This is a genomic window from [Phormidium] sp. LEGE 05292 (assembly GCF_015207735.1).
GTDB lineage: Bacteria > Cyanobacteriota > Cyanobacteriia > Cyanobacteriales > Aerosakkonemataceae > Floridanema.
Genome location: NZ_JADEWG010000026.1, coordinates 37,872 through 60,697, shown reverse-complemented (window position 1 = coordinate 60,697; position 22,826 = coordinate 37,872). Strand labels below are relative to the sequence as shown.

20 protein-coding genes are annotated in these 22,826 nt (G+C 41.3%); 10 read left to right on the top strand and 10 right to left on the bottom strand.

What is annotated here, in order from left to right; all coding sequences use genetic code 11:
* Positions 1 to 88: 88 nt before the first annotated feature.
* From cobD to pilM, 6 genes are all read right to left on the bottom strand, one after another.
* On the bottom strand, positions 89 to 1,171 hold the full coding sequence (gene cobD, locus IQ264_RS10325; protein ID WP_193980692.1) for a threonine-phosphate decarboxylase CobD: 1,083 nt from the start codon (positions 1,169 to 1,171) through the stop codon (positions 89 to 91).
* Between the two features lie 20 nt (positions 1,172 to 1,191).
* On the bottom strand, positions 1,192 to 1,470 hold the full coding sequence (locus IQ264_RS10320; protein WP_193980691.1) for an HU family DNA-binding protein: 279 nt from the start codon (positions 1,468 to 1,470) through the stop codon (positions 1,192 to 1,194).
* Between the two features lie 427 nt (positions 1,471 to 1,897).
* On the bottom strand, positions 1,898 to 4,291 hold the full coding sequence (locus tag IQ264_RS10315) for an AMIN domain-containing protein (protein WP_193980690.1): 2,394 nt from the start codon (positions 4,289 to 4,291) through the stop codon (positions 1,898 to 1,900).
* Between the two features lie 106 nt (positions 4,292 to 4,397).
* Positions 4,398 to 5,216: a hypothetical protein gene (locus IQ264_RS10310; RefSeq protein WP_193980689.1), complete on the bottom strand. Its 819-nt coding sequence runs from the start codon at positions 5,214 to 5,216 to the stop codon at positions 4,398 to 4,400.
* Positions 5,213 to 6,073, bottom strand: a complete 861-nt coding sequence (locus IQ264_RS10305; protein WP_193980688.1) for a PilN domain-containing protein — start codon at positions 6,071 to 6,073, stop codon at positions 5,213 to 5,215. The genes IQ264_RS10310 and IQ264_RS10305 overlap by 4 nt, the downstream gene beginning before the upstream one ends.
* A 2-nt stretch (positions 6,074 to 6,075) precedes the next feature.
* Positions 6,076 to 7,179 (bottom strand): type IV pilus assembly protein PilM, encoded by a 1,104-nt coding sequence (gene pilM / locus IQ264_RS10300; RefSeq protein ID WP_193980687.1) that lies wholly within the window; start codon positions 7,177 to 7,179, stop codon positions 6,076 to 6,078.
* Positions 7,180 to 7,320: 141 nt separating this feature from the next.
* On the opposite strand from pilM, the gene IQ264_RS10295 reads away from it, so the two are divergent.
* Positions 7,321 to 8,610, top strand: coding sequence for a sugar ABC transporter substrate-binding protein (locus tag IQ264_RS10295; protein WP_322744652.1), 1,290 nt, complete (start codon positions 7,321 to 7,323; stop codon positions 8,608 to 8,610).
* 218 nt (positions 8,611 to 8,828) lie between these two features.
* On the opposite strand, the gene IQ264_RS10290 is transcribed toward IQ264_RS10295, so the two are convergent.
* Positions 8,829 to 10,109 carry a bifunctional folylpolyglutamate synthase/dihydrofolate synthase gene (locus IQ264_RS10290; RefSeq protein ID WP_193980686.1) on the bottom strand — a complete coding sequence of 427 codons (1,281 nt, stop codon included), beginning with the start codon at positions 10,107 to 10,109 and terminating at the stop codon, positions 8,829 to 8,831.
* A gap of 55 nt (positions 10,110 to 10,164) precedes the next feature.
* Between IQ264_RS10290 and IQ264_RS10285 the strand changes: the two genes are divergently transcribed.
* The gene (locus IQ264_RS10285; RefSeq protein WP_193980685.1) at positions 10,165 to 10,314 is read left to right on the top strand and encodes a hypothetical protein; all 150 of its coding nucleotides are present in this window, start codon (positions 10,165 to 10,167) and stop codon (positions 10,312 to 10,314) included.
* Between the two features lie 143 nt (positions 10,315 to 10,457).
* Here the strand turns inward: IQ264_RS10285 and IQ264_RS10280 are convergent, their stop codons facing one another.
* Both IQ264_RS10280 and IQ264_RS10275 read right to left on the bottom strand, forming a co-directional pair.
* Positions 10,458 to 10,577, bottom strand: coding sequence for a photosystem II protein Y (locus IQ264_RS10280; protein ID WP_193980684.1), 120 nt, complete (start codon positions 10,575 to 10,577; stop codon positions 10,458 to 10,460).
* 98 nt (positions 10,578 to 10,675) lie between these two features.
* The gene (locus tag IQ264_RS10275) at positions 10,676 to 11,236 is read right to left on the bottom strand and encodes a gamma carbonic anhydrase family protein (RefSeq protein WP_193980683.1); all 561 of its coding nucleotides are present in this window, start codon (positions 11,234 to 11,236) and stop codon (positions 10,676 to 10,678) included.
* Positions 11,237 to 11,336: 100 nt separating this feature from the next.
* Between IQ264_RS10275 and IQ264_RS10270 the strand changes: the two genes are divergently transcribed.
* The 8 genes from IQ264_RS10270 to IQ264_RS10235 all read left to right on the top strand — a co-directional run bounded on the left by IQ264_RS10270 (position 11,337) and on the right by IQ264_RS10235 (position 20,835).
* On the top strand, positions 11,337 to 11,846 hold the full coding sequence (locus tag IQ264_RS10270) for a TIGR02652 family protein (protein WP_193980682.1): 510 nt from the start codon (positions 11,337 to 11,339) through the stop codon (positions 11,844 to 11,846).
* Positions 11,847 to 11,956: 110 nt separating this feature from the next.
* Positions 11,957 to 12,412, top strand: a complete 456-nt coding sequence (locus tag IQ264_RS10265) for a VOC family protein (RefSeq protein ID WP_193980681.1) — start codon at positions 11,957 to 11,959, stop codon at positions 12,410 to 12,412.
* A gap of 196 nt (positions 12,413 to 12,608) precedes the next feature.
* A complete protein-coding gene (locus IQ264_RS10260; RefSeq protein ID WP_193980680.1) occupies positions 12,609 to 15,467 on the top strand; it encodes a M16 family metallopeptidase in 2,859 nt (952 codons plus the stop codon).
* Between the two features lie 190 nt (positions 15,468 to 15,657).
* Entirely contained in the window at positions 15,658 to 16,047 is a 390-nt protein-coding gene (locus IQ264_RS10255; protein WP_228061428.1) for a cupredoxin domain-containing protein, read from the top strand.
* A gap of 281 nt (positions 16,048 to 16,328) precedes the next feature.
* Complete coding sequence (gene map / locus IQ264_RS10250; protein ID WP_193980678.1) at positions 16,329 to 17,153, top strand: type I methionyl aminopeptidase; 825 nt, start codon at positions 16,329 to 16,331, stop codon at positions 17,151 to 17,153.
* A gap of 290 nt (positions 17,154 to 17,443) precedes the next feature.
* A complete protein-coding gene (locus tag IQ264_RS10245; RefSeq protein WP_193980677.1) occupies positions 17,444 to 18,400 on the top strand; it encodes a lysophospholipid acyltransferase family protein in 957 nt (318 codons plus the stop codon).
* A gap of 89 nt (positions 18,401 to 18,489) precedes the next feature.
* Positions 18,490 to 19,887, top strand: a complete 1,398-nt coding sequence (locus tag IQ264_RS10240; protein WP_193980676.1) for an amidase — start codon at positions 18,490 to 18,492, stop codon at positions 19,885 to 19,887.
* Between the two features lie 117 nt (positions 19,888 to 20,004).
* Positions 20,005 to 20,835 (top strand): Rpn family recombination-promoting nuclease/putative transposase, encoded by an 831-nt coding sequence (locus tag IQ264_RS10235; protein WP_193980675.1) that lies wholly within the window; start codon positions 20,005 to 20,007, stop codon positions 20,833 to 20,835.
* 389 nt (positions 20,836 to 21,224) lie between these two features.
* On the opposite strand, the gene IQ264_RS10230 is transcribed toward IQ264_RS10235, so the two are convergent.
* Positions 21,225 to 22,271: a WD40 repeat domain-containing protein gene (locus tag IQ264_RS10230; RefSeq protein WP_193980674.1), complete on the bottom strand. Its 1,047-nt coding sequence runs from the start codon at positions 22,269 to 22,271 to the stop codon at positions 21,225 to 21,227.
* Between the last annotated feature and the right edge of the window lie 555 nt (positions 22,272 to 22,826).

Genomic DNA, 22,826 nt, shown 5'->3' with positions numbered 1-22,826 from the left:
GGGGAGATGGGGAGATGGGGGAAAATAATTTAACTAACTAACTATCTCTTCAACTCTCCCTACCTCCCTACCTCTTCTGCCTTCTGCGTCATAATAGAATTTTTGCTAATCCATTAATCAGACGTTGATTCTCTGTTGGAGAACGTACTGCTACGCGAAAAAAGCGATCGCCTAATTCAGGAAAACTCAGACAATCACGAATCAAAATTTGACTTTCCCTAAGTAACTTTTCTTGCAGTAAACAACTAGACACCGCTGATTTTACTAACAAGAAATTAGCTGCACTCTCGTAAGGTTTTAAACCGGGAAGATCGGCTAAACCTTGAAATAATTTAATGCCAGCTATTTGTAACCAATTCCAAGTTTGCTGTTGAAAAATTTTATCTGCGATCGCAGCTTCAGCCGCTGCCGCCGCTAAAACATTGACAGGCCAAGGATCGCGTCTAGCTTGCCAGCGTTTCAATCGATCGGGGTGTGCGATCGCATATCCTAATCGCAGACCAGGTAAACTATAAAATTTAGTCAAACTTCGCAAAATCACTAAATTCGGAAACTCACGCACCACAGAAATTAAACTTTGCTCTCGGTCTGGCGGTAGAAAATCCATAAAAGCTTCATCCACCACCACTAAAGCAAACATTTCCAATAAAGGCAGAATAGTTTCTTTTAAAAACAATTTACCCGTCGGATTGTGAGGATTATTCAACAGCAACCCACTGTTGAGCAACGAAAAATTTGGTTTTCTCCAATCTAGAAACTCCAGACTGACCACCTCTTTTGCTGCACTCAGTAAAGGTAACTCCACAACACTGGCATTAAAAGTCTTAAAAGCCCGCCAGTAATCATTAAAAGCAGGCGTAATTAGGAAAGTCCGATCGAACTGGGACAAATCCCAGCCAGCCCAAGTCAGTAATTCTGCTGAACCATTACCCGGAAGAATCCAGTCAGGTGGTACTTGATGCACCTCCGACAAAGATGCCCTTAGCTGATGATAATCCGGGTCAGGATAAGCTTTCAGGTTTGGTAAGTGCGACTTAATCGCCGCAATCGCTGACTCAGGCGGGCCTAAAGGATTGATACTGGCGGAAAAATCTAAAATCGCATCAGGGGAACAGCCGGAGAGTGCAGCTGCCCAGGCAATATTCCCCCCATGCAGTGGTCGATTGAACAAAGAACCTGTCCTTGTGACGATTATTGAGGCGCGACCTTTTCCTTAAACAATTTGCCTGGAGAAAAAGCCGGAACTCTGGTTTCTGGAATTTCCATTTTATCGCCAGTTTTCGGATTTCGGCCTTCACGAGCTTTCCGTTGCCGTGGTTCAAAAGAGCCAAAACCCACCAGCGTTACCTTATCACCAGAAGAAACCGCTTCCACGATCGCATCCAAAGCTGCCGTCAGCACAGCATCTGCTTGCTTCTTGGTTACATTAGCTTTTTCAGCTATTACGTCAACTAATTCACCTTTGTTCATGTTCTTGCTTGAACTCCTTAGAAATCAGCATTTGGTGACTTTTCACCCCATCCATTCCCTTTGGCATGGGGCTCCTGAATGAATTTAGGTTTAAGTAAAAATTCCTATTCACTCAGCAACGAGAGAGGGGTTCAACAAACAAAACGCTGAAATGCCCATCTACCCAATGTTTCACTGCCTTATTCTAAGGTGTACAAGCTGAATATGGAATGGTGAAACCTTTAAGATATATGGATTTCAGGACTTTTTTAAGCAAAATCTAAGATTTTCGGCTAATTTTTCCCGCCCAACTCAAAGTAGTAAAAGTCCTGAAACTCCCACTGAGTAAAGATTAGAAGCTAATTCACTGAAAATGGGAGAAGATGAAGACGGCAAAAATTAATTTTTTCAAACTTTCCCATTTTTCGTTCGATCGCCTTTACCCAACTTAAGGTTGTGGGTTATTACTCGGCGGAGTAAAACCACGTTGCCGCAGCAATTGCTGTACCTCTGGGCTAGGTCGGTAACGATAACCAAACGGCGCATTACCTGAATCATCAACAATCTGAGGAGTCAGCATCACAATCACTTCATTTCGATTATTTTGCCGGGTTGTGCTTCTAAAGAGCGCCCCTAAAATCGGAATATCACCCAAAAGCGGCACTTTTCTTACCGTAGTTCTGTCTGCATCCTGAATAATACCGGACAAAATCAGGGTTTGTGCATCTCGCAGACGAACTCTTCCACTTGACACATCTCTTCTGTTGAGCAAAGTAATTGTAGTCGAATTTACACCAGAACCAATCTGTACCTGACTAGCAGGAGCACTAATACTGGGATTAACGATTAAGGTAACAAAACCATTATCGTCAATCCTTTCTATCTGTACCGATAGGTTTAGACCAGCTGTTTCTTTTTCTGTAGTAACAGTTGTGGTAGGAGGACTACCCGGTTGAGTTTGAACTTGCTGGTTGGAAATCACTTCTTGACCCAGACTAACTTTAGCAGTTTCGCCCTCTTGAATCACTAAAGTTGGGTCTGTCAAAATTTTGGCATTGCCACTGACAATTTGCGCCCGCAAATATCCTAAGAACTGAGAGGGGAATTGAAACAGCTGTGGTAATCCCACTGTTGGTCGTCCCGTTGTTGGATCAATTGATACAACCCCTGGTTGTAGAGGGTTGTTGTTCGTACCGAATGGGGCACGGGGTAAGTAGCCCGGAAAGTCTGGCCTTCCTGTAGTCAGGGGAGATCCAGAATTCCTACTATAAGGAGCATTTTGTTGAGCATCTAAGAAAGGCGCTGGGTCACTAAATGTATTTGGTGGGTAGAGATCCTGATCCCCAATTACTGGAGGGTTAAACTGACTACCCGCACTCTGGTCTATTGTTGGTGGTCTATAGGGCCCAAAACCAATGGCTGCCGCTCCATTATCAAAGGTAAAGAAAGTGTTGCCCACACCAAAGGAGAAGCTAGCACCAGCAAAATCGGAGTTATTTAAGTTAACATCAATAATTTTGACGTTAACTGCAACTTGACGACGACGCGCATCCAGTTGACTTAAGAAAGCTGTAGCAATTTCTACTTTTCGGGGGTCGCCTACCAAGGTAATCGAGTTTAATCGCTCGTTAGTCAGTACAGACAAACCGGAAAGAACTAACGGTCCAACACCTCTTTGTGCCCGAAGTACTTTAATATCCGGTTCTCTAATTTCTACTGTCCTAGCGGCTGCACCTTCACCGATCGTATTAATTTGTACTCGTTCGATCGGTAATTGAGTTTCCGCACCTTGGGCAGTTAAGAAGTTAGCCGCAGTTGCAGCTGGAACCTGGTTCAAACGCAGACTTCGCACAATAATATTACTAGCGGCTTCCGGTAAATTAGTTCCAACAAAAATGGTATTTCCATTACGGTTAGCTTGTAGCCCTGTAATCCGCAATACATAGTTAAATACATCTTGGAGCGGTTCGTTTTCAATATCTAGAGAAATTGGGGCATCTAGAGAAGTCGCAGCAGCACCTTGTTGTCCTGGTTGTTGTTGTCCCTGTTGTCCTGGTGTCCCTGTTTGAGTAGTCAAAAATACAACGTTGCGATTAGCAGCACGGGCTAATAAAGATAATACTTCTCTTGCGGGAGCATCACGTAATAACAATCGTGGCACTCTTTCCGCTGTTCCCAAATCGATCGTGCTGGCAGCAGAATTGACTTCCGAAACCGCAATATCTCCCACTGGAGGTGCAACTGCTCTAGGTAGGAAAGGTGGGGCGGGACTCACAGGTTGTACTACTCCCGCTGCTGGTGCTGGACCACCCTCATAAGTAATTGTTGGAGTAGGAACTAAGGGTGTTTGATTAGCTGGTAACTGAGCAGTTACCGGAGAATTATTGGGAGCAGGAGTGACATTTGGTGTTCTAGGTGCTGCTGCTGCACTACCGCCCCCCAGATTTAAATTAAAAGTGATACCTTCGCTTTGTTTTGCAGTAACTTCTCCTGTAGGAGTGGCATTTGCCCCGACAACTTGTAAACGGATGCTATTAGGAGCTAATTGAGTTACCGTAACCGCAGCAATTCCTGGTGCGGGGTTTTGCTGATTAAACTGCTGACCTTGAGGTAAACGTAGTTGGGTATTGGTAATGTCGGCTACAAAGACATTTTGGCGATTGACCGTAAATATTTGGGGTCGATCGCCTTCCTTCGTATCCAATATTACCTGTATACTGTTACCTACTGGCTGTACTCTTACTCCAGTCACTTGAGTAGGAGCCGCCCATACAGGCTGTGTTGCTAGGAGAACCGCTGTTCCCCCAAATAACAATCCACCGAGTCCCTGATTATACTTCACCTTGCCTCCTCACACTAACAAGTTGACTGACTCCGGTTATTTATCTGGCTATCGTTGACTTACGCTTATAGCACCTCCATTGAAAACAAGCAATAGAGAGAGCTACTTACGGACTAGGAGTTGCTCCCGGACTAGGAGTTGCTCCTTTATCTTTATCTGCTGTTGGTGGTGGTTGTACCGACTTTTGTTCTTCTGTAGTCAGTGGTCTGAGCATATTTAATTTAAAGGAAGTTGTAATACTCGTGACTGGTTTACCTACAGGAACTATTTGACCCTGCTGCTTATCCACCACTACTTTTTGGAAAGAATTATCCAACAAGGTCTTAAAGTTGTTTGCCACCAATAGATTCTTTTGTCGTTCTAAGTCGAGCAGAGATACTCTAGTTTGATCGAAAGTCCCTTGCATTTCCACATCATATACCTGACGGTAGATATGGTTATTTGCTTGGGAACCAAAAGAACCATCCTTAACAATACCAGACGCACCTGGATCGGGGTCAAATTTAGTCAATTTCGCCTTAATATCTTCTGGCCTCAGATTGCTATTTCTAGCTTCTATGCGCTTGTTCACATCAAGCAGCAAAGTTTTCATGCTTTGTTCGTTACCAAATAAAGCCGCAACTGTATTTTTTTGTCGTTCAGCTTCATTTTTTTCGGCAACTGCTTTTTGCATTAACTCAGGAAAATTTTCTTGAGCTTTTAGTTCTGATTCTTTTTGCGCCAGTTGGGATCTGAGTTCGTCATTCTTTTGCATTACTGGCATCACAAACTGATAGAACAGATAACCAGCCGCACCTAATCCTAAAACTCCTATTAAGGCACCAATTACAGGTGGTGTTAGTTGAATCCCAAACAGACTACTAGAACCACCATTTTCACTTGTCTGTTGTTCCGATCCGTCTAAGGCAAAATCTGCGTTACTCATTTTTTAATAACTCCTTGTTCCTTGAGTGTTTCAATGCGAGCAGTTAATCCTAAATCACCCAAATTGTATAATTGTGGCAGTAATTGAGAAGCAGTTTTATCACTCAGGCTAGTTTGAACTTTAAATTGTACAACCTTGGGTAATTCTGGAACTTGAAAATTACTACCCGAAGATTGTTGTGTCCCAGGATTACGTTCTACCTTAATGGGGTTATCCACCAATTTAGCGGTAATTAAGCGAGTTTCTTTGTTGTTTAAAAATGCCGATCGCTGCAAAGTTAATATCAAGTCATTCACATTATTAAATGACTTAGCTATCCCAGTAATTTCTACTTTGTCTTGAGGTACAACTACTGGAGCACTAGTCGTAGTTGTGGTAGAAGAACTTGTTGAGGTAGTTGATGGATTTGGTACATTTTGACAACCGCCAGTAGAAGAGGGGGTGCTACTAGCTGGAATTTGACCAATACAAGTAATTTGAATTCCTGGAGGGACTCTTTCGCTAATATCTTTAACCATTGCTGACCAAGGTCTAATTTGCTCAAACACGCTAGCTAATGCCTGAGTTTGTTCTTTATATGAATTAGTTTCTTGGCGAATTTTTTGTAATTCTCCTTGTTCTTTAGCAGCTTTATCCAACTTGGCTTGAATTTCCGAAATTTGCGTTTCTAAACTACTTTGTTCTGATTGTTGCCAGAACCAAAAACCAGCTACTGCTAGTGGCAGAAAAGCGCCAACTACGATACCTGCAACTAATGGCACATTACTGCTGACATTAAATTTCTTCTTTTGCTTGTTCTGCTCTGGTTTAACAAACTCAGGCCGATCTTTCAAGAAATTAACATCTAAACTGTACATTTTTAAACCTCCCTAAGTCCTAAGCCCAAAACCACACCTAAACCAGGTCGTTGTACTGGAGCAATTTCATCTCCTACTTCCAAAGATAGTGCTGCTACTGGGTCTACTTGAACAGTAGGCAAACTCAACCGCGATGTGAAAAATTCATCTAGTTGACCAATACCACCACCGGGGCCTGCTAATAGTAATTGTGCTACTTCTATGTTGCTCTGATTTAAATAAAAATCGATCGAGCGTCGCAATTCATCAGCTAATTCTCCTAACACCCTCAACATAGCTGCCATTCCCGGATTAATCCCAGTAGAACCAGTGCGAACACTATCTGGTGGAGTCGAAGGAATGGTCATACTTTTCAAGAAATCAGTATTTCTGGTAGCAGGTAAATTCATCGCTCGGTTCAGCGCACTTTGAATTTGGAACATTCCGATCGCCACAGTACGTGAAAATTGCGGCACCCCATCTACAATAATCGCAATTTCTGTACTTTCAAATTCTACATCTACTAATACGACAGCTTCTTGCGGAGAAAACTGTCGTAATTGTTCCCGAATTGTCCGAATCAGAGCAAAACTATTAATCTCTAAAACATCAAGAGTTAACCCAGCTTGTTTAAACGTCTCAATGTAAGTATTAGTTACATCTTCCCGTACTGCTGCTAACAGCACTTGCACTTTTTCAATCCCATCCTCATCCGTAAAGAACCCCAATTTTTGATAGTCTACATCAGCTTCTTCTCGCGGAAAAGGTAAATACAAACCTGCCTCATGATCTAATACCATGCTACGGAGTTCTTTATCATCCAATTCCGCAGGAACTGGTATGATTCTAACAATTGCTCCTGCTGCTCCCGGTACAGCACTGGCAACTTTTGTTACCTTAATTTTTTTTTCCGCTAAAGCAGTTTGAATAATTTCCGCCATTGTTGGCGGGTCAGTAATCATTCCTTCTTGGAAAACTCCTTCTGGCACTTCTACCGAATGTAAGGTCGTGATTTTAAAACCATGTCCTTGTTTCCGCAGTTGAGCAATATTTACCCTTTCTGGGCCTAACTCAATGCCAATCCCTGGTTTACGCTTGGAAAATAGATTACTTATGAAGTTAACCACTGTTGTAGTCCGTTTTGTGTCAAGTTTAATTTGCAACCGCAAGTAGAAAAATTATTGATTGAGATAAATTTTAGATACTTGCTACCCAATTTAGTCTACGATTACCACGTTTGTCCCGAAAGTACGATCGAGATTGACATGATTCGACACCAAACTTGGAAACGTTTAAGTGTGTTTGCTTTTTTAGGACTATTGCTCAGTTGGATGGTCAGCTGTAGTACTGGCAATGTGAGCAATAAGCAAGCTACATCTAGTCGTCAGGAAGTGGAATTCTGGACGATGCAGTTACAGCCGCAGTTTACAGACTACTTTAACAAGCTAATTGCCAGTTTTGAGGCTGAAAACGCAGGTGTCAAGGTGCGTTGGGTAGATGTACCTTGGAATGATATGCAAAGCAAGATCTTAACAGCGGTTTCTGCCCAGACTGCCCCGGATGTAGTAAACTTAAACCCGGATTTTGCTGCCCAATTAGCTGCCCGTAATGCTTGGCTGGAATTAGATGGTAAAATTCCAAAAGCTGTGCGCCAGTCTTATTTACCAAATATTTGGCAAGCTAGCACTTTTAACGGTAAGAGCTTTGGTATTCCTTGGTATTTAGCAACTCAAATAACTATTTATAACAAAGATTTGTACCAACGGGCGGGTATTAGTAAACCTCCAGCTACTTACGCAGAGTTAGCACAAGTAGCAAAACAAGTAAAGGAAAAGACGGGTAAGTATGGTTTTTTTATTACTTTCGTCCCGGAGGATTCTGCTGAGGTGTTGGAATCTTTGGTGCAGATGGGTGTAAAGTTAGTAGATGCTCAGGGAAAAGCGGCGTTTAATTCTCCTGAAGGTAAGGCAGCTTTTCAGTATTGGGTAGATTTATATAAACAAGGTTTGTTGCCCAAGGAAGTTTTAACTGAAGGTCATAGAAAGGGAATTGAACTTTACCAAGCTGGAGAAACAGCAATTTTAGTAACTGGTGCTCAGTTCCTCAATACTATTGCCAAGAATGCGCCGCAAATTGCTAAAGTTTCGGCTACTGCACCCCAAATTACTGGGAAAACGGGGAAGAAAAGTGTGGCGGTGATGAATTTAGTAATGCCCCGCAATACTGAGCAAGCTGATGCCGCGTTGAAGTTTGCTTTGTTTGTTACTAATGACCAAAATCAATTAGCTTTTGCTAAGGAAGCAAATGTTTTACCTTCTACTGTTAAGGCGTTAGCAAATCCCTATTTTAAGTCTGTTGCTGTTAATTCTTCAACTGTCGATCGAGCGCGGGTGATCAGTGCTAGTCAAATGAAACAAGCAGAGGTTTTAATTCCGGCAATTAAGAATGTGAATGTTCTGCAACGCTTAATTTACGATAATTTGCAAGCGGCGATGTTGGGGGAAAAGTCGGTGGACAAAGCTTTAAGTGATGCGGCGACGGAATGGAATCAGAATTAGTAGAAGTGTAATCCAAGCTGGCAGTTGCGATCGCCGATCTTAAAGATTAGTAAAAAAGCGATCGCTAACCTGTTTTTTGGTGTATATTTTAATAATGGAAATCTGTGCGTTCTTATATACTATTTAGATTTCCATTAAACCATGCTTAAAACGAATATAAGGCAAAATTGCTAAATTGACAAGAATTGGGAAAAAGGAAGAGTTTAACAAAGGAATTTTTAGAGAGATTTTTGGCTTAGTTGGAAGAAGTAACCGAGTAGATAGAGAGAACCGCATAAAACAGTTAAACCTTGATTTGAAGGAACAGCAACTTCCAAAGCATCGGACAAATCTGGATGAGTTTGGATTAAACTTAGTTGGGGACAAAGCTGTTGAGCGAGAGATGCTAAATCGTCAGGGTTAGCAGAGGAAGGCTCGGGTACAGGTACGAGGTGTAATTGGTCATTTGGTTGGAGTAAAGCTTGAAAAACATCAGCATGATCTTTTGTGGAAAGCATACCGATAATCCAAGTTACTGACTGAGGATTGAGACTATTAATATAGTGACCCAGAGCGATCGCAGCTGCCGGATTATGAGCCCCATCTATTAAAATGCGATGACCTTTCCAATTAACCCATTGCAACCTTCCCGGCCATTGAGCATTACGCATTCCCGAAACAATAGCTTCCGAAGGAATGTTCCAACCTTGTTTTTGAAGGAATTGGAGAGAAGCGATCGCCAAAGCCGAATTAGAAAGTTGAAACTCACCCAACAAACCCAAAGGAAACTCAATCCCCCCATACTCAACCCATCTTTCTTCCTCTTTCCTCTGCGTCCTCTGCGTCTCTGCGGTTCCCAATTCCTTAGCCGCCTCCGGGAAAACCGAAGGACAATTTAACTCTTCAATTCTCTTTTTCACAACCTGCATTGCTTCCGAAGGTAACTGACCAATAACAGCCGGACAATTAGGTTTTAAAATCCCCGCCTTTTCGCCAGCGATATCTGCCAAAGTCGGGCCTAAAACCTGCCAATGTTCGCGACTAATAGAAGTAATGATGGTGACTAAAGGGCGATCGCAAACATTAGTCGCATCCAACCGACCGCCCAACCCCACTTCAATCACCGCAATATCGACCTTTTGTTGAGCGAAATATAACCAAGCAGCGGCGGTAATTACTTCAAACTGAGTCGGAGATTCAGAATCTAAACTAATCGCAGACTTTACTTGTAAAATTACCCATTCTAACTCCGCCAAAGGAATAGGTTTGTCATTGATACAAATGCGTTCATTCCAACTAACCAAATGGGGAGAAATATAACGACCGACGCAATAACCTGCGGCAGTTAGTACCGAAGAAAGATAAGCACAAACCGAACCTTTACCATTAGTTCCGGCGACGTGAACGATCGGAACTTTGTGATGAGGATTGCCTAAATTCGCGAGTAATTTTTCGATGCGTTCTAAACCTAAATTAACGCCGAAATGATGGAAAGGTTGGAGGAGAGAATCGATAGTCACGGTAGAGTTTTGTTAAGAGATTATCTAAAACTTTGTGGCAAAACCAAAGATATCTATGAATTCATCTGTGTTTATCTGTGTGCATCTGTGGATATCTGTGGTAAAAAATCATAAAATGGCGGGGTTTGCCAGAATTACAGTATACGATCGCAAATTAGCTTCAGACCGATCGGCGATCGCCTACTTTGCCGTCAGGCAATCTTAGAGAAATATAAAAAGAAGAAACAATTATATAAAGATTTATTTCATTAATTTGAGGAGTTTTGCCCATTTGATCTCTTCCGATGAAACAAACCGTCCCCTAACAAAGGAGACGGTGAGTAAATTTACTTTGATATTCAGCCTAACTTAGGCTTGCTTGCTCAAAAAGGCTTGCACTTGAGCAACGGCATATTTACCGATATTGTACACAGCCCAACCGCCTGCAACTGCCAAAGGTGCTAATACAACAATCACGCGCCAATCCATAATTTGTTTCCCCTCTTTAAAGTTTTATGAACCAGTTTTCATCTTTAATTTATATTTTGCGATCAAGTGGGCAAAATTTCCAGATCCCCGACCAATTTTTAGGTTGAAAGAGGGGGAGAAAAGCCCAAATCCGTACCGATACCAGCGTGAACCAAAGCTAACTTATAATAACGATGGGCGTGGACGATTAATTCCTCGGCTTGTTCTGGGGAAACTTCGCGGACTCGTTTAGCTGGGACACCGACGACTAAAGATAAAGGTGGGACATCCTTAGTGACTATAGAGCCTGCGCCAATTATACTGCCTGCGCCGACTCTGACTCCATCTAAAACTACTGCCCCAATGCCGATTAAACAACCTCGTTCGATATAGGCGGAATGTACTACTGCCCTGTGTCCAACGGTAACGCGATCTTCTAAAATTGTTGGTTGTCCGGGGTCGCCGTGTAAAATTGCCCCATCTTGAATATTGGTAAACTCACCAAGCAAAATTTTTTCTACATCGGCGCGAACTACAGCGTTGTACCAAACACTGACTCCCGATTCTACTTTTACCCAACCCATAACTGTGGCATTGGGGGCGATAAAAGCTGCCTTTGACAAATCGGGTGTAGGCCAATAGGATGACCAATTAGGGAATAGGGGGTTGATATTTTCCACTATCTGCGATCGTTCTTGAAGAAATGCCTGTATACCTCATGTCAGCTATAATAGAGCCACTGGTACCCATTCCACCGCAAAAAATGTTATTACTCACTTCATGATCAGCCCAGGTTTGCAATATCCAATATTTGGCCCAGAAATTCAGTGTCCCCACTGTCGTCAGGTTATCCCGGCGTTGACACTGACAGATACTTATTTGTGTCCGCGTCACGGGGCTTTTGAGGCGAATCCGACGAATGGGGAACTCATTCATCTGCAATCTGGTCGTCAATGGCGGCGGTGGAATAATGAGTGGTATCGTCAGCACACCCATCCTGATGGGATTAGGTTTGAAATTCACGAAGCTCTCGATCGCTTATATACTCAAGGTTATCGAGCAACTAGAGTAATTATTGCCCGTCGCTATCAAGAATTGATTAGTGGTTATTTGGAACGGAGTACTCCTTGGCGCGGACAGTCGGACACTTCTCGCCCCAGACTTTACGGTTTACCTGTTGATTTTAGCCCAGACCCGGAAGAGGAACCCTGCTGGGAAGTAATTAATTTCGATTTGGAAAAAGAACCCGGTGTTCCGGTGCGCTATCCTTATTACCGATTGTTTGAATAGCGATCATTGGTAATAGCAGAGGGGTTTTCAAAGACAAGGAGAATTTTTATCTTCTCCAGTGTGACTTCACCTTCTGCCTTCTGCCTTCTGCCTTCTGCCTTTCTTGCCCTATGCACCATGCTTCGATTCGTACTGCTAATATACACAGAGCGATCGCATTTTACGAACAGCTAGGTTTTACCGTCTGCGAACGTTTCACCACAGGTTACACCCTAGCTTGCTGGATGGAAGGATTAGGCGGACGCATCGAATTAATTCAAATTCCCGAACCTCACCCAGCCCCAGATGCCTTTGGTGACGAACATTACGTCGGTTACTACCATCTATCTTTTGATTTAACCCATTCCACCCCCGACTTACCCAGTTGGTTATTATCTTTAAAAGAACGTATTGCCGAAGTTTCGAGCCAACAACCGGAACAATTCTCACCCCTGAAAGTGCTTTTAGAACCCACCCAGCAAATTATCGGCGATCGCGTTTATGAAGTGACATTTATTGCTGACACTGATGGACTACCCTTAGAATTTATCAGAGTTCTCAGTCCCGCCAATCCATTAACTGCTTAATAAGAAACATTAAAACAATCAGGAAATTTCTACTTAAGAGGCGAAACACTGTTTCGACAAACTAAGAAATAGGCATAAAGTTGGTAAAATGCTGATCTGTTACCCAATATCGTCAGAAAGTAACTTCCAGCAAATTAACAAATAGCCTATTGCTTAATTCAACCAACAACAAAATGTATTTTTCGCCAAATAAACTATGTCTCTTTCATCATTGTGGCGTAAATATCGCCTGTTCGGATTAATTTTTAGTCTTTGTCTGGGAACAACATTATTGCTTTCCAGCGTCGCAACTTCTACCCCATCTACTATTAGTTACGACTTGCCAAACCAAAATTTAAAATCTAACGTTGAATTAGCACTTAACACTCCCCCGCAAGCGCCTAGTTTAACCGAAAATGTTCGGCAAACTGTACTAGAAAACGGTTTAACAGTTTTGACCAAAGAAGTACATAGCGCACCTGTAGTTACAGTCCAAGTTTGGTATAAAGTAGGGTCGCGGAATGAAGAACCGGGAGTCAACGGTATTGCCCACCAATTAGAACATATGTTATTCAAAGGGACAAGCGATCGTCCCATTCAATTTGGGCATTTGTTTAGTGCTTTAGGCAGTGATTCTAATGCGTTTACAGGTTATGATCAAACGGCTTATTTTGGTACTGTAGAACGGGATAAACTATCAGCACTGCTAACTTTGGAAGCAGATAGAATGCAAAATGCCAGGTTAGAATCCCAAGATTTAGAAAGGGAAAAAAGAGTAGTAATTTCGGAATTGCAAGGTTACGAAAATAGCCCAGAATATCGCTTGTATCGTAACGTTGCTAAAGCCACTTTTCCTAATAATATGTATGGGCTACCTGTGGGTGGAACTAAGGCAGATGTGGAAAAATTTACACTTGAGCAGGTGCGCTATTATTACGAAACTTTTTACAGTCCTGATAATGCGATTTTATTAATTGTGGGAGACTTTAAAACAGAACCCACTTTGCAAACAGTAAAAGATTTATTTGGGAACATTCCTCGACGGGGAGAAGCAGAAAGGAAAAAGATTGCACAAAAGCAACCTACTCCGATTAATACTTCTTCTGCAACTAGTAAAACTAAGGCACCTATTTTGGTAAAAGAACCGGGAAGTGCGCCTTTATTACAAATAATGTATCCTTTGCCCAAAGCAGATAATCCTGATGAAGCAGCTTTGCAAGTGATGGATTTTGTATTAACAGGAGGACGCAGTTCTAGATTGTATGAAGCTTTAGTAGAATCAGGAATAGCTAACAGTGTAGAAGGGGAAGTTTCTACTTTGACGGGAATTGGTTGGTATGGACTTGCTGTTAGTGCTATACCTAATCAAAGATTACAAAAAGTTGAAACTGTGATTCGCCAAGTAATTACATCTTTGCAAAATAAAGGAGTTACTGCGGAGGAATTAAACAGAGCAAAGACACAATTTAAAGCTGGGGCAATTTTAGGAAATCGAGATATTAATTCCCAAGCTTCTCAATTGGGAGAAGCAGTAACTACAACGGGTGATTATCGGTATACTGATACTTTGCTTGCAGCAATTTCTCAAGTTACGGCGGCAGATGTGCAAAGAGTAGCTAAAAAGTATCTAACTCCAGCTAAAAGTGTTGTGGGTTATTTTCAACCTACTCAATTACGGGAAGAAACAAAGCCTCAAAGTATTAATAATCATCAAAATCATCAAACTTTGGGAAATTATAATTCTGGTGGGCGGGTAGATCCAGAGTTGGTTACTAAGTATCTCCCACCAATTTCTAGTAGTTCAGAAACACCAAATCAAAAAATATTACCTGAGTTTTTTACTTTAGGTAATGGAATGCAAGTGTTACTCTTAGCAGATAAAAGTACTCCCGCAGTAACTTTGAGTGGTTATATTCGGGCTGGGACAGAATTTGATCCGAAGAATAAGTCAGGTTTGGCGAGTTTAACGGCGGCAAATTTGATGAATGGGACTAAAACTAAGAATGCGATCGCGATCGTTAAATCTCTGGAAAATATTGGTGCTAGCTTAGATTTTACGGAAGCAGGAGAAGGTGTCAGTATTGAGGGCAGTAGTTTATCTAATGATTTGCCAACTTTAATTAAAACTTTGGCTGATGTGTTGCAAAATGCGATTTTTCCGGCAGATCAATTGGAAATTGCTAGGGAAGCAGCAATTTCTGATGTGGAACAAGGCAAAAATGAGCCAGAAACTTTAGCATATAAAACCCTGCAACAAACGGTTTATCCGCCAACTCATCCATTTCATGCTTTTCCTACAGCTAATACTTTGCAGAGTATTACTCGTGCAGATATTTTACAGTTTTACAAACAGCATTATCGTCCCGATACGATGATTCTGACATTAATGGGAGATTTTGAGTCGGCAACAGTACGATCGCTAATTCAGCAACAATTTGGTAATTGGAAAGCAACTGGTGTTGCACCAGAAGTAACTTTTCCTGATGTACCAATGCCGGAAAAAACTGTGCAATTAAATCCAGTAGTTCCTGGTAAAAGTCAATCAATTACTTTCATGGGTTATCAGGCAATTAGCCGCAAAGACCCTCGTTATTATGCAGCAAAAGTGTTTAATCAAATCTTGGGTGGTGATGCTTTTGCTAGTAGATTGGGGGAGGAAATTCGCGATCGCTTAGGTTTAACCTACGGCATTTATAGCAGCTTCAATGCAGGTCAACAACCAGGTCTGTTTTTAATTAATATGCAGACTGCACCAGAAGATGCGAAAAAAGCAATTTCCAGTACATTGTCTTTGTTGCAACAAGTTCACTCTGAAGGCGTAACTAACGCAGAAGTAGAAAATGCCAAAAAATCTATTGCGAGTGTTTACACTGTAGAATTGGCAAATCCAGATAATTTATCTGGTGTCATTTTAATGAACCGAGTTTACGGTTTGGATCTATCAGAAATTTACAATTTTCCCCAAAGAATTCAAGCCGTCACTACAGAACAAGTGAATCAAATTGCTAAAGAATTACTGCGACCTGATAATTTAATTATTGTCACCGCAGGGCCGTCTTCAGCAGCAGCAAAATAAGAAATGGGGAGATGGGGGGAAAATAATTTAATTACCTCTTCAACTCCTCTTACCTCCTTACCCCCGCCACCTCTTCCTCTCAGTGTTCAATTACCAATTACTTATTACAAAAGCAGTGATGATTCAACTTTTGACTTTAATTAAACAAACTCTTTGGATAGCGGTGGGATTAGTGGTTTGTTTCGTGGTGATGTTTCCTGTGAGTGCGATCGCCGCTACAACATCCACTAATGTAGAAGTAGTAAACGTAGATTTGGGTAATACTGCCAACGAATTGAAATTTGTTCCTAATGAACTTAAACTAGTAGCCGGAAAACGCTACAAAATAGTTTTAAACAATCCCAGCCCTCAAAAACATTACTTCACGGCTAAAGACTTTGCTAATAACAGTTGGACACAAAAAGTCGAAGCTGGGAAAGTAGAAATTAAAGGCGCAATAAACGAATTAGAACTAAAACCTGGTGCTACAGCAGAATGGGTATTAATCCCAGAAAAACCGGGAACTTATTCCCTGCGTTGTCCGATACCTGGACATACGGAAGCGGGAATGACAGGGAAAATTATCGTTTCTGCTGAGTAAAAATTTCAAGGTACGTTGTTGGCTGTCTTTACCCTCGCAACAACGTACTGCGGTTAGTGCAACAAAGTTGCAATATCAGTTAACGTAGATTAAGACAAGATAATAAACTGTCAAACAGAAGTTAGGTAGTGGGTAGTGGGTAGTGGGAAAGATAAGATGTATCTTTGTGCTGATATCTTTATAAATCTTAGCTTTCAGGCTATATACTTTTACCAACTGCCAAATATTGACTACTGTCTACCTAACGCTCTCAATTATCACCCTTAGCTACCTGTTAATCTATGAACATTCTTGGCAATATACTCCCCCAACCACCAGCAGCCCCAAGTAATAAAAAACGTAGAGGAATTGAAATTAAGTCGCAGCGTGAGATTGACATTATGCGACAAGCAGCGAAAATTGTCGCGACGGTGCTCAAGGAGGTTTCCCAGATGGTAGAACCTGGGATGACGACTGCTGACATCGATGCTTACGCGGAAAAACGGATTCGGGAAATGGGCGCAGTTCCCAGTTTTAAAGGTTACATGGGATTTCCGGCTTCAATTTGCTCTAGTGTGAATAATGAAGTGGTGCATGGTATTCCCAACGCCAAAAAAGTAATTCGCGCTGGTGATGTATTAAAAGTTGATACAGGTGCTTACTTTCAAGGTTTTCATGGTGATTCTTGCATCACTATTGGTGTAGGTGAAGTAACAAAAGAAGCGGCTAAGTTAATTCGGGTAGCGGAAGAAGCTTTATACAAAGGTATTGAACAAGTTAAAGCAGGTAATTATTTAATGGATCTTGCTGGTGCAATTCAAGACCATGTGGAAGCGAATGGCTTTACTATTGTGGAAGATTTTACCGGACATGGTGTAGGTCGAAATCTGCACGAAGAACCTTCTGTGTTTAATTTCCGCACTCGTGAAATGCCGAATGTGAAATTACGGGCGGGAATGACTTTGGCGATCGAACCAATCGTTAATGCTGGTTCTAAGTTTACCCGCACTTTGCGCGATAAGTGGACAGCGGTGACTGTGGATAATGCCCTTTCTGCTCAATTTGAGCATACAGTATTGGTGACAGAAGATGGTTATGAAATTTTGACCGATCGCTCGCAAGTTTAATCTCAGTGACAAGCAAAACTTACTCAGAGGGAGGAAGAAAATTTCCCCCTCTTTTTTTTGGGAATAGGGAACCGTGAACGGGGAATTTAGACTTTGCAATTGGTGCAAGATGTGAGTAAAAGGTGACAGTTACTTAACCGTCCACTCCAACTGCCGGAAAAGTAGGATTTCACTTCACTACAAAGCAGTTTAAACGGGACGATGGGTAAACTGTCAACGCAAATTTTAAGTTTGGCTAATTTGCGATTTAAAGTGTGATGAAACTAAGTTAATCAGGCGATAAACTGGTCATGAATAATAACTTAGATGAGTGTTCAACTACTTCAGAAAGTGGCGATCGACAAAATTTTCTCCCACCTCTGACAGATGCAATTATTCAACGGGCGCAAGAAGGTTTAGCGGCGGCGCGAGATCCTGAAGCTAAGGAAAGTGTACGAGAATCTTTGGCAAATGCAGAAGCGATCGCGCAAGGTAATTCCCATAAACAAGTAAACGGCGAATTGCGAAGGTTATTAATCAGAACTATTATCAATTCTTTGTTTCGGGTAAAAGTGGAATACCGCGAAAGAATCCCCCAAGTTCCGGCAATTTTAGCACCCAATCATCTCAGCCATTTCGATCCTTTTTTGATTCTTTCGGAAATTCCGGCAAATCCTTTTTACTATATTTTAGGTGATGCTCGGACTCTTTATAATAAGTGGTGGAAACAAGTATTTTTGAGTTTGAATGGTGGGACTATTCCTTTAGATCGTTTGTGGAAAGAAGAATTAGCGGTTATTGAAGGGGCTCGGAAAAATAGAAAAGATTTAGTAGATTTGGCAAATGCGATCGCTCAAGATGTTCCTGATGGTAAATCTCTGCAAAAACTTAGAAGATTAGACCGAATTAGTCAAGGTATATTATCTCGTGGAAATGGGTTGTTGCTTTTTCCTGAAGGCAAATTGGGAACGGCGGAAGGTGAGTTATTGCCTTTAAAGAAAGGAGTTGCAATTTATGCTTTGCGTGCGGGAGTGCCGATCGTTCCCGTAGCAATTATTGGCAGCAAAGATTTATATTTTAGAAAGCCCATAACTTTGAGGTTTGGTAAACCTTTGGTTTTTCCTCAATCTCTGCGACCAAAATCATCTCAAGTGCAAGCAGTTTTAGATGCTTTACAAGCAGCTTTAATAGATTTATTGCCTTCAAATTATCAGGAACCACAGGGAATAAAATTATGGCGAAACTTCCTTAATCACGCATTATGTTAATAAAGGTTTGTTGTAAGTGCTTTAGCACTACTAGCACTGAAGTGCTTACAACAGACCATTTTACAACTAACCTAAAAAATGTTTGAACCATGAATAAGATTGATTTGGCTTTTACTCCGGCTTTAGAACAAGCACAATTAATTAAAAAGGGCGAAGTTTCTCCTTTAGAATTAGTTGAGGTTTATTTGGAACGTATCCAAAAATTAAACCCGCAATTAGGTAGTTATTTTACTGTGATGGCAGAAGCAGCGTTAGCTGATGCCAAGGCAAAAACTGAGCAATTAGCAGTAAGTCAGGAAAATTTACCGCCTTTTTTTGGGGTGACAATTTCGATTAAAGATTTGACTTCTGTAGCGGGTGTACCTTGCACTTATGGTACGCCAGTTTTAATGAATCAAATTGCTAGTTACGATGATGGTATTGTGAGTAAAATTAAAGCGGCTGGTTTTACTATTTTGGGCAAAACTGCTACTTCAGAATTAGGTTCTTTACCTTATACAGAACAGCCAGGTTTTCCCCCAGCGAGAAACCCTTGGAATTTAGAATATACTGCTGGTGGATCGAGTGGTGGTGCAGCAGCTTCAGTAGCAGCGGGATTAAGTGCGATCGCACAAGGTTCCGATGGTGGTGGTTCGATTCGGGGCCCAGCAAATTGTTGCGGTGTGGTGGGAATTAAACCTTCTAGAGGTCGGGTTTCTTATGCACCAGTAGGCGATCGATTAAGTGGAATTTCTGTTAATGGGCCGATCGCACATACTGTAGCTGATGCCGCCGCATTACTCGATGTCATGTCCGGCTATATCACCGGAGATCCCTATTGGTTAGCAGATCCAAATCCCTCTTTTCTCGCGGCAACAAAGCAAAATCCTAGTACTTTAAATATCGCTTTTTCTAACACCTTGCTACCTGTGGGTGAAGCCGATTCAATTTGCCAAAAACCAGTATTAGAAACAGTACAACTTTTAGCAGAAATGGGTCACAAAGTAACCGAAGTTTCTCTAGATTTTAGTGATTTAATTGAACCGTTTAGATTAGTTTGGCAATCAGGCGTAGTAGCAGCAGGAATTCCTTCAGCCGCCTTAGATAAAATTAATAAATGGTTGGCAGAAAACAGCTGCACTACAGGCCAATATTTACAAGCTGTGGCGCAAATGCAAATAATTGCACGGCGCATAGTTGCCTTGTTTGACAATTTTGATGTATTGGTATTGCCTGTGTTTATGCACCCCACAATTCGCGTTGGTGAATGGGCAGAATTATCCCCTGAAGAAACCTTGGCAAAAGTGATTAATTGGGTAGCACCTTGTCCACCTTTTAACGCTAGTGGACAGCCATCTATTGCAATTCCAATGGGCTTTAATTCAGCGACAGGTTTACCTCTAGGAGTACAATTAGTAGGTCGTCCAGCAGCAGAAGCAACTTTAATTTCTCTAGCTGCACAAATTGAAGCAGCTAAACCCTGGATTCAACATCGTCCGATTTTGTAATAAAGCTAGTTCGTTGTGAGGACTTTAGTCCTATTTTTCCAAAGAGAAACGACTAAAGTCGTCACTACAAACTGAGTTCGTTGTCCAACTTTAGCAACTTAGAAAAGTTATGAGTCTATGCGACGAGATTCTATCTTTTACCAATTGTTTCAACAATGGCCCGAACTGTTGTTTGAGCTATTGGATAATCCTCCAGCCAATGCTCAAAGTTATCGGTTTGATTCTGTTGCTGTGAAAGAACCCAAGTTTGAAATCGACGGGGTATTTCTCCCACCAGAATCGGAAACACCGGGAGTTGTTTATTTCTGTGAAGTTCAGTTTCAAAAGGACGAACAACTTTATGAGCGATTGTTTGGGGAATTGTTTTTATATTTTTACCGTAACCGCGATCGCTTTGATGATTGGCAAGCTGTGGTGATTTATCCATCCCGATCGACAGAACAAAGCCAAACTCGCCCATATCAAGATTTATTGAATGGCGATCGCGTTCATCGAGTGTACCTGAATGAAGTGGGCGAGATGGCTCAATTGCCGTTGGGGGTTGCGTTAATGGTATTGACAACACTTCCAGAAACCCAGGCACCTATAGAAGCGAGAAATTTGCTCTTCCGTTCACGACAGGAGTTACCACTAGAAACGAGTCGTGCCATCATGGAGATGGTAGCGACGATTATGGTTTATAAGTTTACAAATCTGAGTCGGCAAGAGGTTGAAGCAATGCTAGGAATCACACTTGGGCAAACAAGGGTGTACCAGGAGGCTAGAGAAGATGAGGCGAAATCGCTGATTTTGCGCCTTCTACCCCGAAGAGTGGGAGAAGTACCTGAGTCAGTCAGAGTACAAATTAATACCTTATCTCTTACCCAACTGGAATCTTTGGCAGAAGCATTGCTGGATTTCTCTAGTCTGTCTGATTTAGAAACATGGTTGGCCCAACAGAGGCAGTAGCTTTGCTACGCTATGAGAAAATACAAAACAAAAAAAGTGCTATGTTTCAAGCTTTTATTTAAACGATGGTAAAGGGCGATCGCACATGGTTTTTTATGACTTTTAATTGATGTGTTAGGCTGGTAGCGAAGACAAACCGAAGATACCTTTAAAAAGAATGCTGCTGACAGGCATAGAAAACGGATCATCAAGTTAACGAAATTATCTAGAAGAAAAAATCGTAAGGGAAAATGACCTGTTTTTTCTGGGATTTTGCCGTTAAACTTAGCCTGTATTACCTTCTACCTTTTTTCAGCAAATCCTAATTTAGAGGTCAAGTAAATGGAAAAATTTTTGAGTAATTACTAATTACTTAAAACATAAAAGCTTCTTCCCCTGTAATCCTTAACTTAATCTCCCGATCGCACACGCCACATTCTAATAGTGCTGTCATCATCATCACTCAACATAGCTGGTTTTTCAGCACTGCTAAAATAAAACGAATTGTTATCTTTATTGTTGATAATTCGCAGCAATTTGCCAGTATTTAATTGCCAAAACCTTACGGTATTATCATCACTACTACTAACTAAAGTGTGGTTATCAGAACTAATTCCTAGAGATAAAATTGCTCCGCTATGACCAGTCAAATTATATAGTGGTGATGATGTTTGTGGTTTGCCATCTTTTCCTAATTTCCAAATTTTAATAGTTTGGTCAGAACCGCTACTAGCTAAAGTTTTTCCATCAGCACTAATTGCCAGTGCATCTACCCAATTAGAATGACTTTTAAGAGTATTAAGTAATTTACCAGTTTTAAGTTGCCAAATTTTAATGGTTTGGTCAGAACTAGCACTAGCAAAGGTTTGACCATCAGGATTCATCACTAAGGAAGCTACCCAATTGCAATGTGCTTTAATACTGCGAAGCATTTTGCCATTGCTGGTTTGCCAAATTTTAATTGTGCTATCAAAACTACCGCTGATGATATTTTCTCCATCAGGACTCATAGTAACCGCCATTACTGAACCAGAATGTCCGGTAAGATTTCGCAGTAATTTACCATCCTTTAAGTTCCAAACTTTCAGGCTATTATCATTACTGCCACTGACTAAAGTTTGCCCATTTGAACTAATTTTTAAACTCAAAACTGCGCCCAAATGACCTGTCAGAGTTCGCAGTAAACTTCCGTGTTCTAAACACCAAATTTTAATAGTACCATCGTTACTACTGCTAGCTAAAAGTTTACCACCAGGACTAATAGCAAGCGATCGCACAGGTTCTAAATGGCCTGGAAGAATGCGAAGCAATTGACCACTTCCTAAATGCCAAAGTCTAATGTCCTTAGAGTCACCAGTGATTAAAGTTTGTCCGTCGGGAGTAATACAAAGAGTACGGACATAATCAACGTGACTGACGCGAGTGTTTACTAGTGGAGGACGGGGAGGGGTAAACATTAATTTAAAGTTATCTCCTTTTTTATAATTAACGAAGTATTTGCTTTATTTTCAGAGAATATTATACATAAAAGCCAAATTTGGTAAGTATTTTTGCTATAGAAATAATTCATCTGGGCGCTTTTGCTCGTAAGTTCCAGATAGATGCCACTGATTTCTAGTATGTTTCTTTCTGGCTATGTCTGACAAGGTGATCTTCACTACAGCTGATTCTACCTGTAAAATATCAATTTTTGCACCCAAACAAGAGAACTTATGGCTCTGCCAACGTTATTATATACCAGCTACATCAACTGATATTGAATCATTTTTACCAAAAACTTCACCAGCGTTACGGAAATCTACATGAATCTAAGGAGAAGTAACAGATAATAATTATTACTCAGTAATTATTTACATACGCTTTTTTCCTTGCTTTCGGAAGGTAACTTTACTTCTTTGCGTATTTTGACAGGATAAATGGCAAAAATCAACCCTAATAACACTGATTCTATCATGAGTAAAGCATCTGTACTAGTAGAGCGTGGCGGAAATGATTGAGCAGATGAAAAAAAG

Coding starts and splice junctions, on each gene's coding strand:
- IQ264_RS10265 (WP_193980681.1), top strand. CDS start 11,957: ATGCACCATGCTTCGATTCGTACTGCTAATATACACAGAGCGATCGCA.
- IQ264_RS10240 (WP_193980676.1), top strand. CDS start 18,490: ATGAATAAGATTGATTTGGCTTTTACTCCGGCTTTAGAACAAGCACAA.
- IQ264_RS10305 (WP_193980688.1), bottom strand. CDS start 6,073: ATGTACAGTTTAGATGTTAATTTCTTGAAAGATCGGCCTGAGTTTGTT.
- IQ264_RS10310 (WP_193980689.1), bottom strand. CDS start 5,216: ATGAGTAACGCAGATTTTGCCTTAGACGGATCGGAACAACAGACAAGT.
- IQ264_RS10285 (WP_193980685.1), top strand. CDS start 10,165: ATGAATTCATCTGTGTTTATCTGTGTGCATCTGTGGATATCTGTGGTA.
- IQ264_RS10280 (WP_193980684.1), bottom strand. CDS start 10,577: ATGGATTGGCGCGTGATTGTTGTATTAGCACCTTTGGCAGTTGCAGGC.
- IQ264_RS10245 (WP_193980677.1), top strand. CDS start 17,444: ATGAATAATAACTTAGATGAGTGTTCAACTACTTCAGAAAGTGGCGAT.
- IQ264_RS10255 (WP_228061428.1), top strand. CDS start 15,658: ATGTTTCCTGTGAGTGCGATCGCCGCTACAACATCCACTAATGTAGAA.
- map (WP_193980678.1), top strand. CDS start 16,329: ATGAACATTCTTGGCAATATACTCCCCCAACCACCAGCAGCCCCAAGT.
- IQ264_RS10260 (WP_193980680.1), top strand. CDS start 12,609: ATGTCTCTTTCATCATTGTGGCGTAAATATCGCCTGTTCGGATTAATT.
- IQ264_RS10230 (WP_193980674.1), bottom strand. CDS start 22,271: ATGTTTACCCCTCCCCGTCCTCCACTAGTAAACACTCGCGTCAGTCAC.
- IQ264_RS10270 (WP_193980682.1), top strand. CDS start 11,337: ATGATCAGCCCAGGTTTGCAATATCCAATATTTGGCCCAGAAATTCAG.
- IQ264_RS10235 (WP_193980675.1), top strand. CDS start 20,005: ATGCGACGAGATTCTATCTTTTACCAATTGTTTCAACAATGGCCCGAA.
- IQ264_RS10320 (WP_193980691.1), bottom strand. CDS start 1,470: ATGAACAAAGGTGAATTAGTTGACGTAATAGCTGAAAAAGCTAATGTA.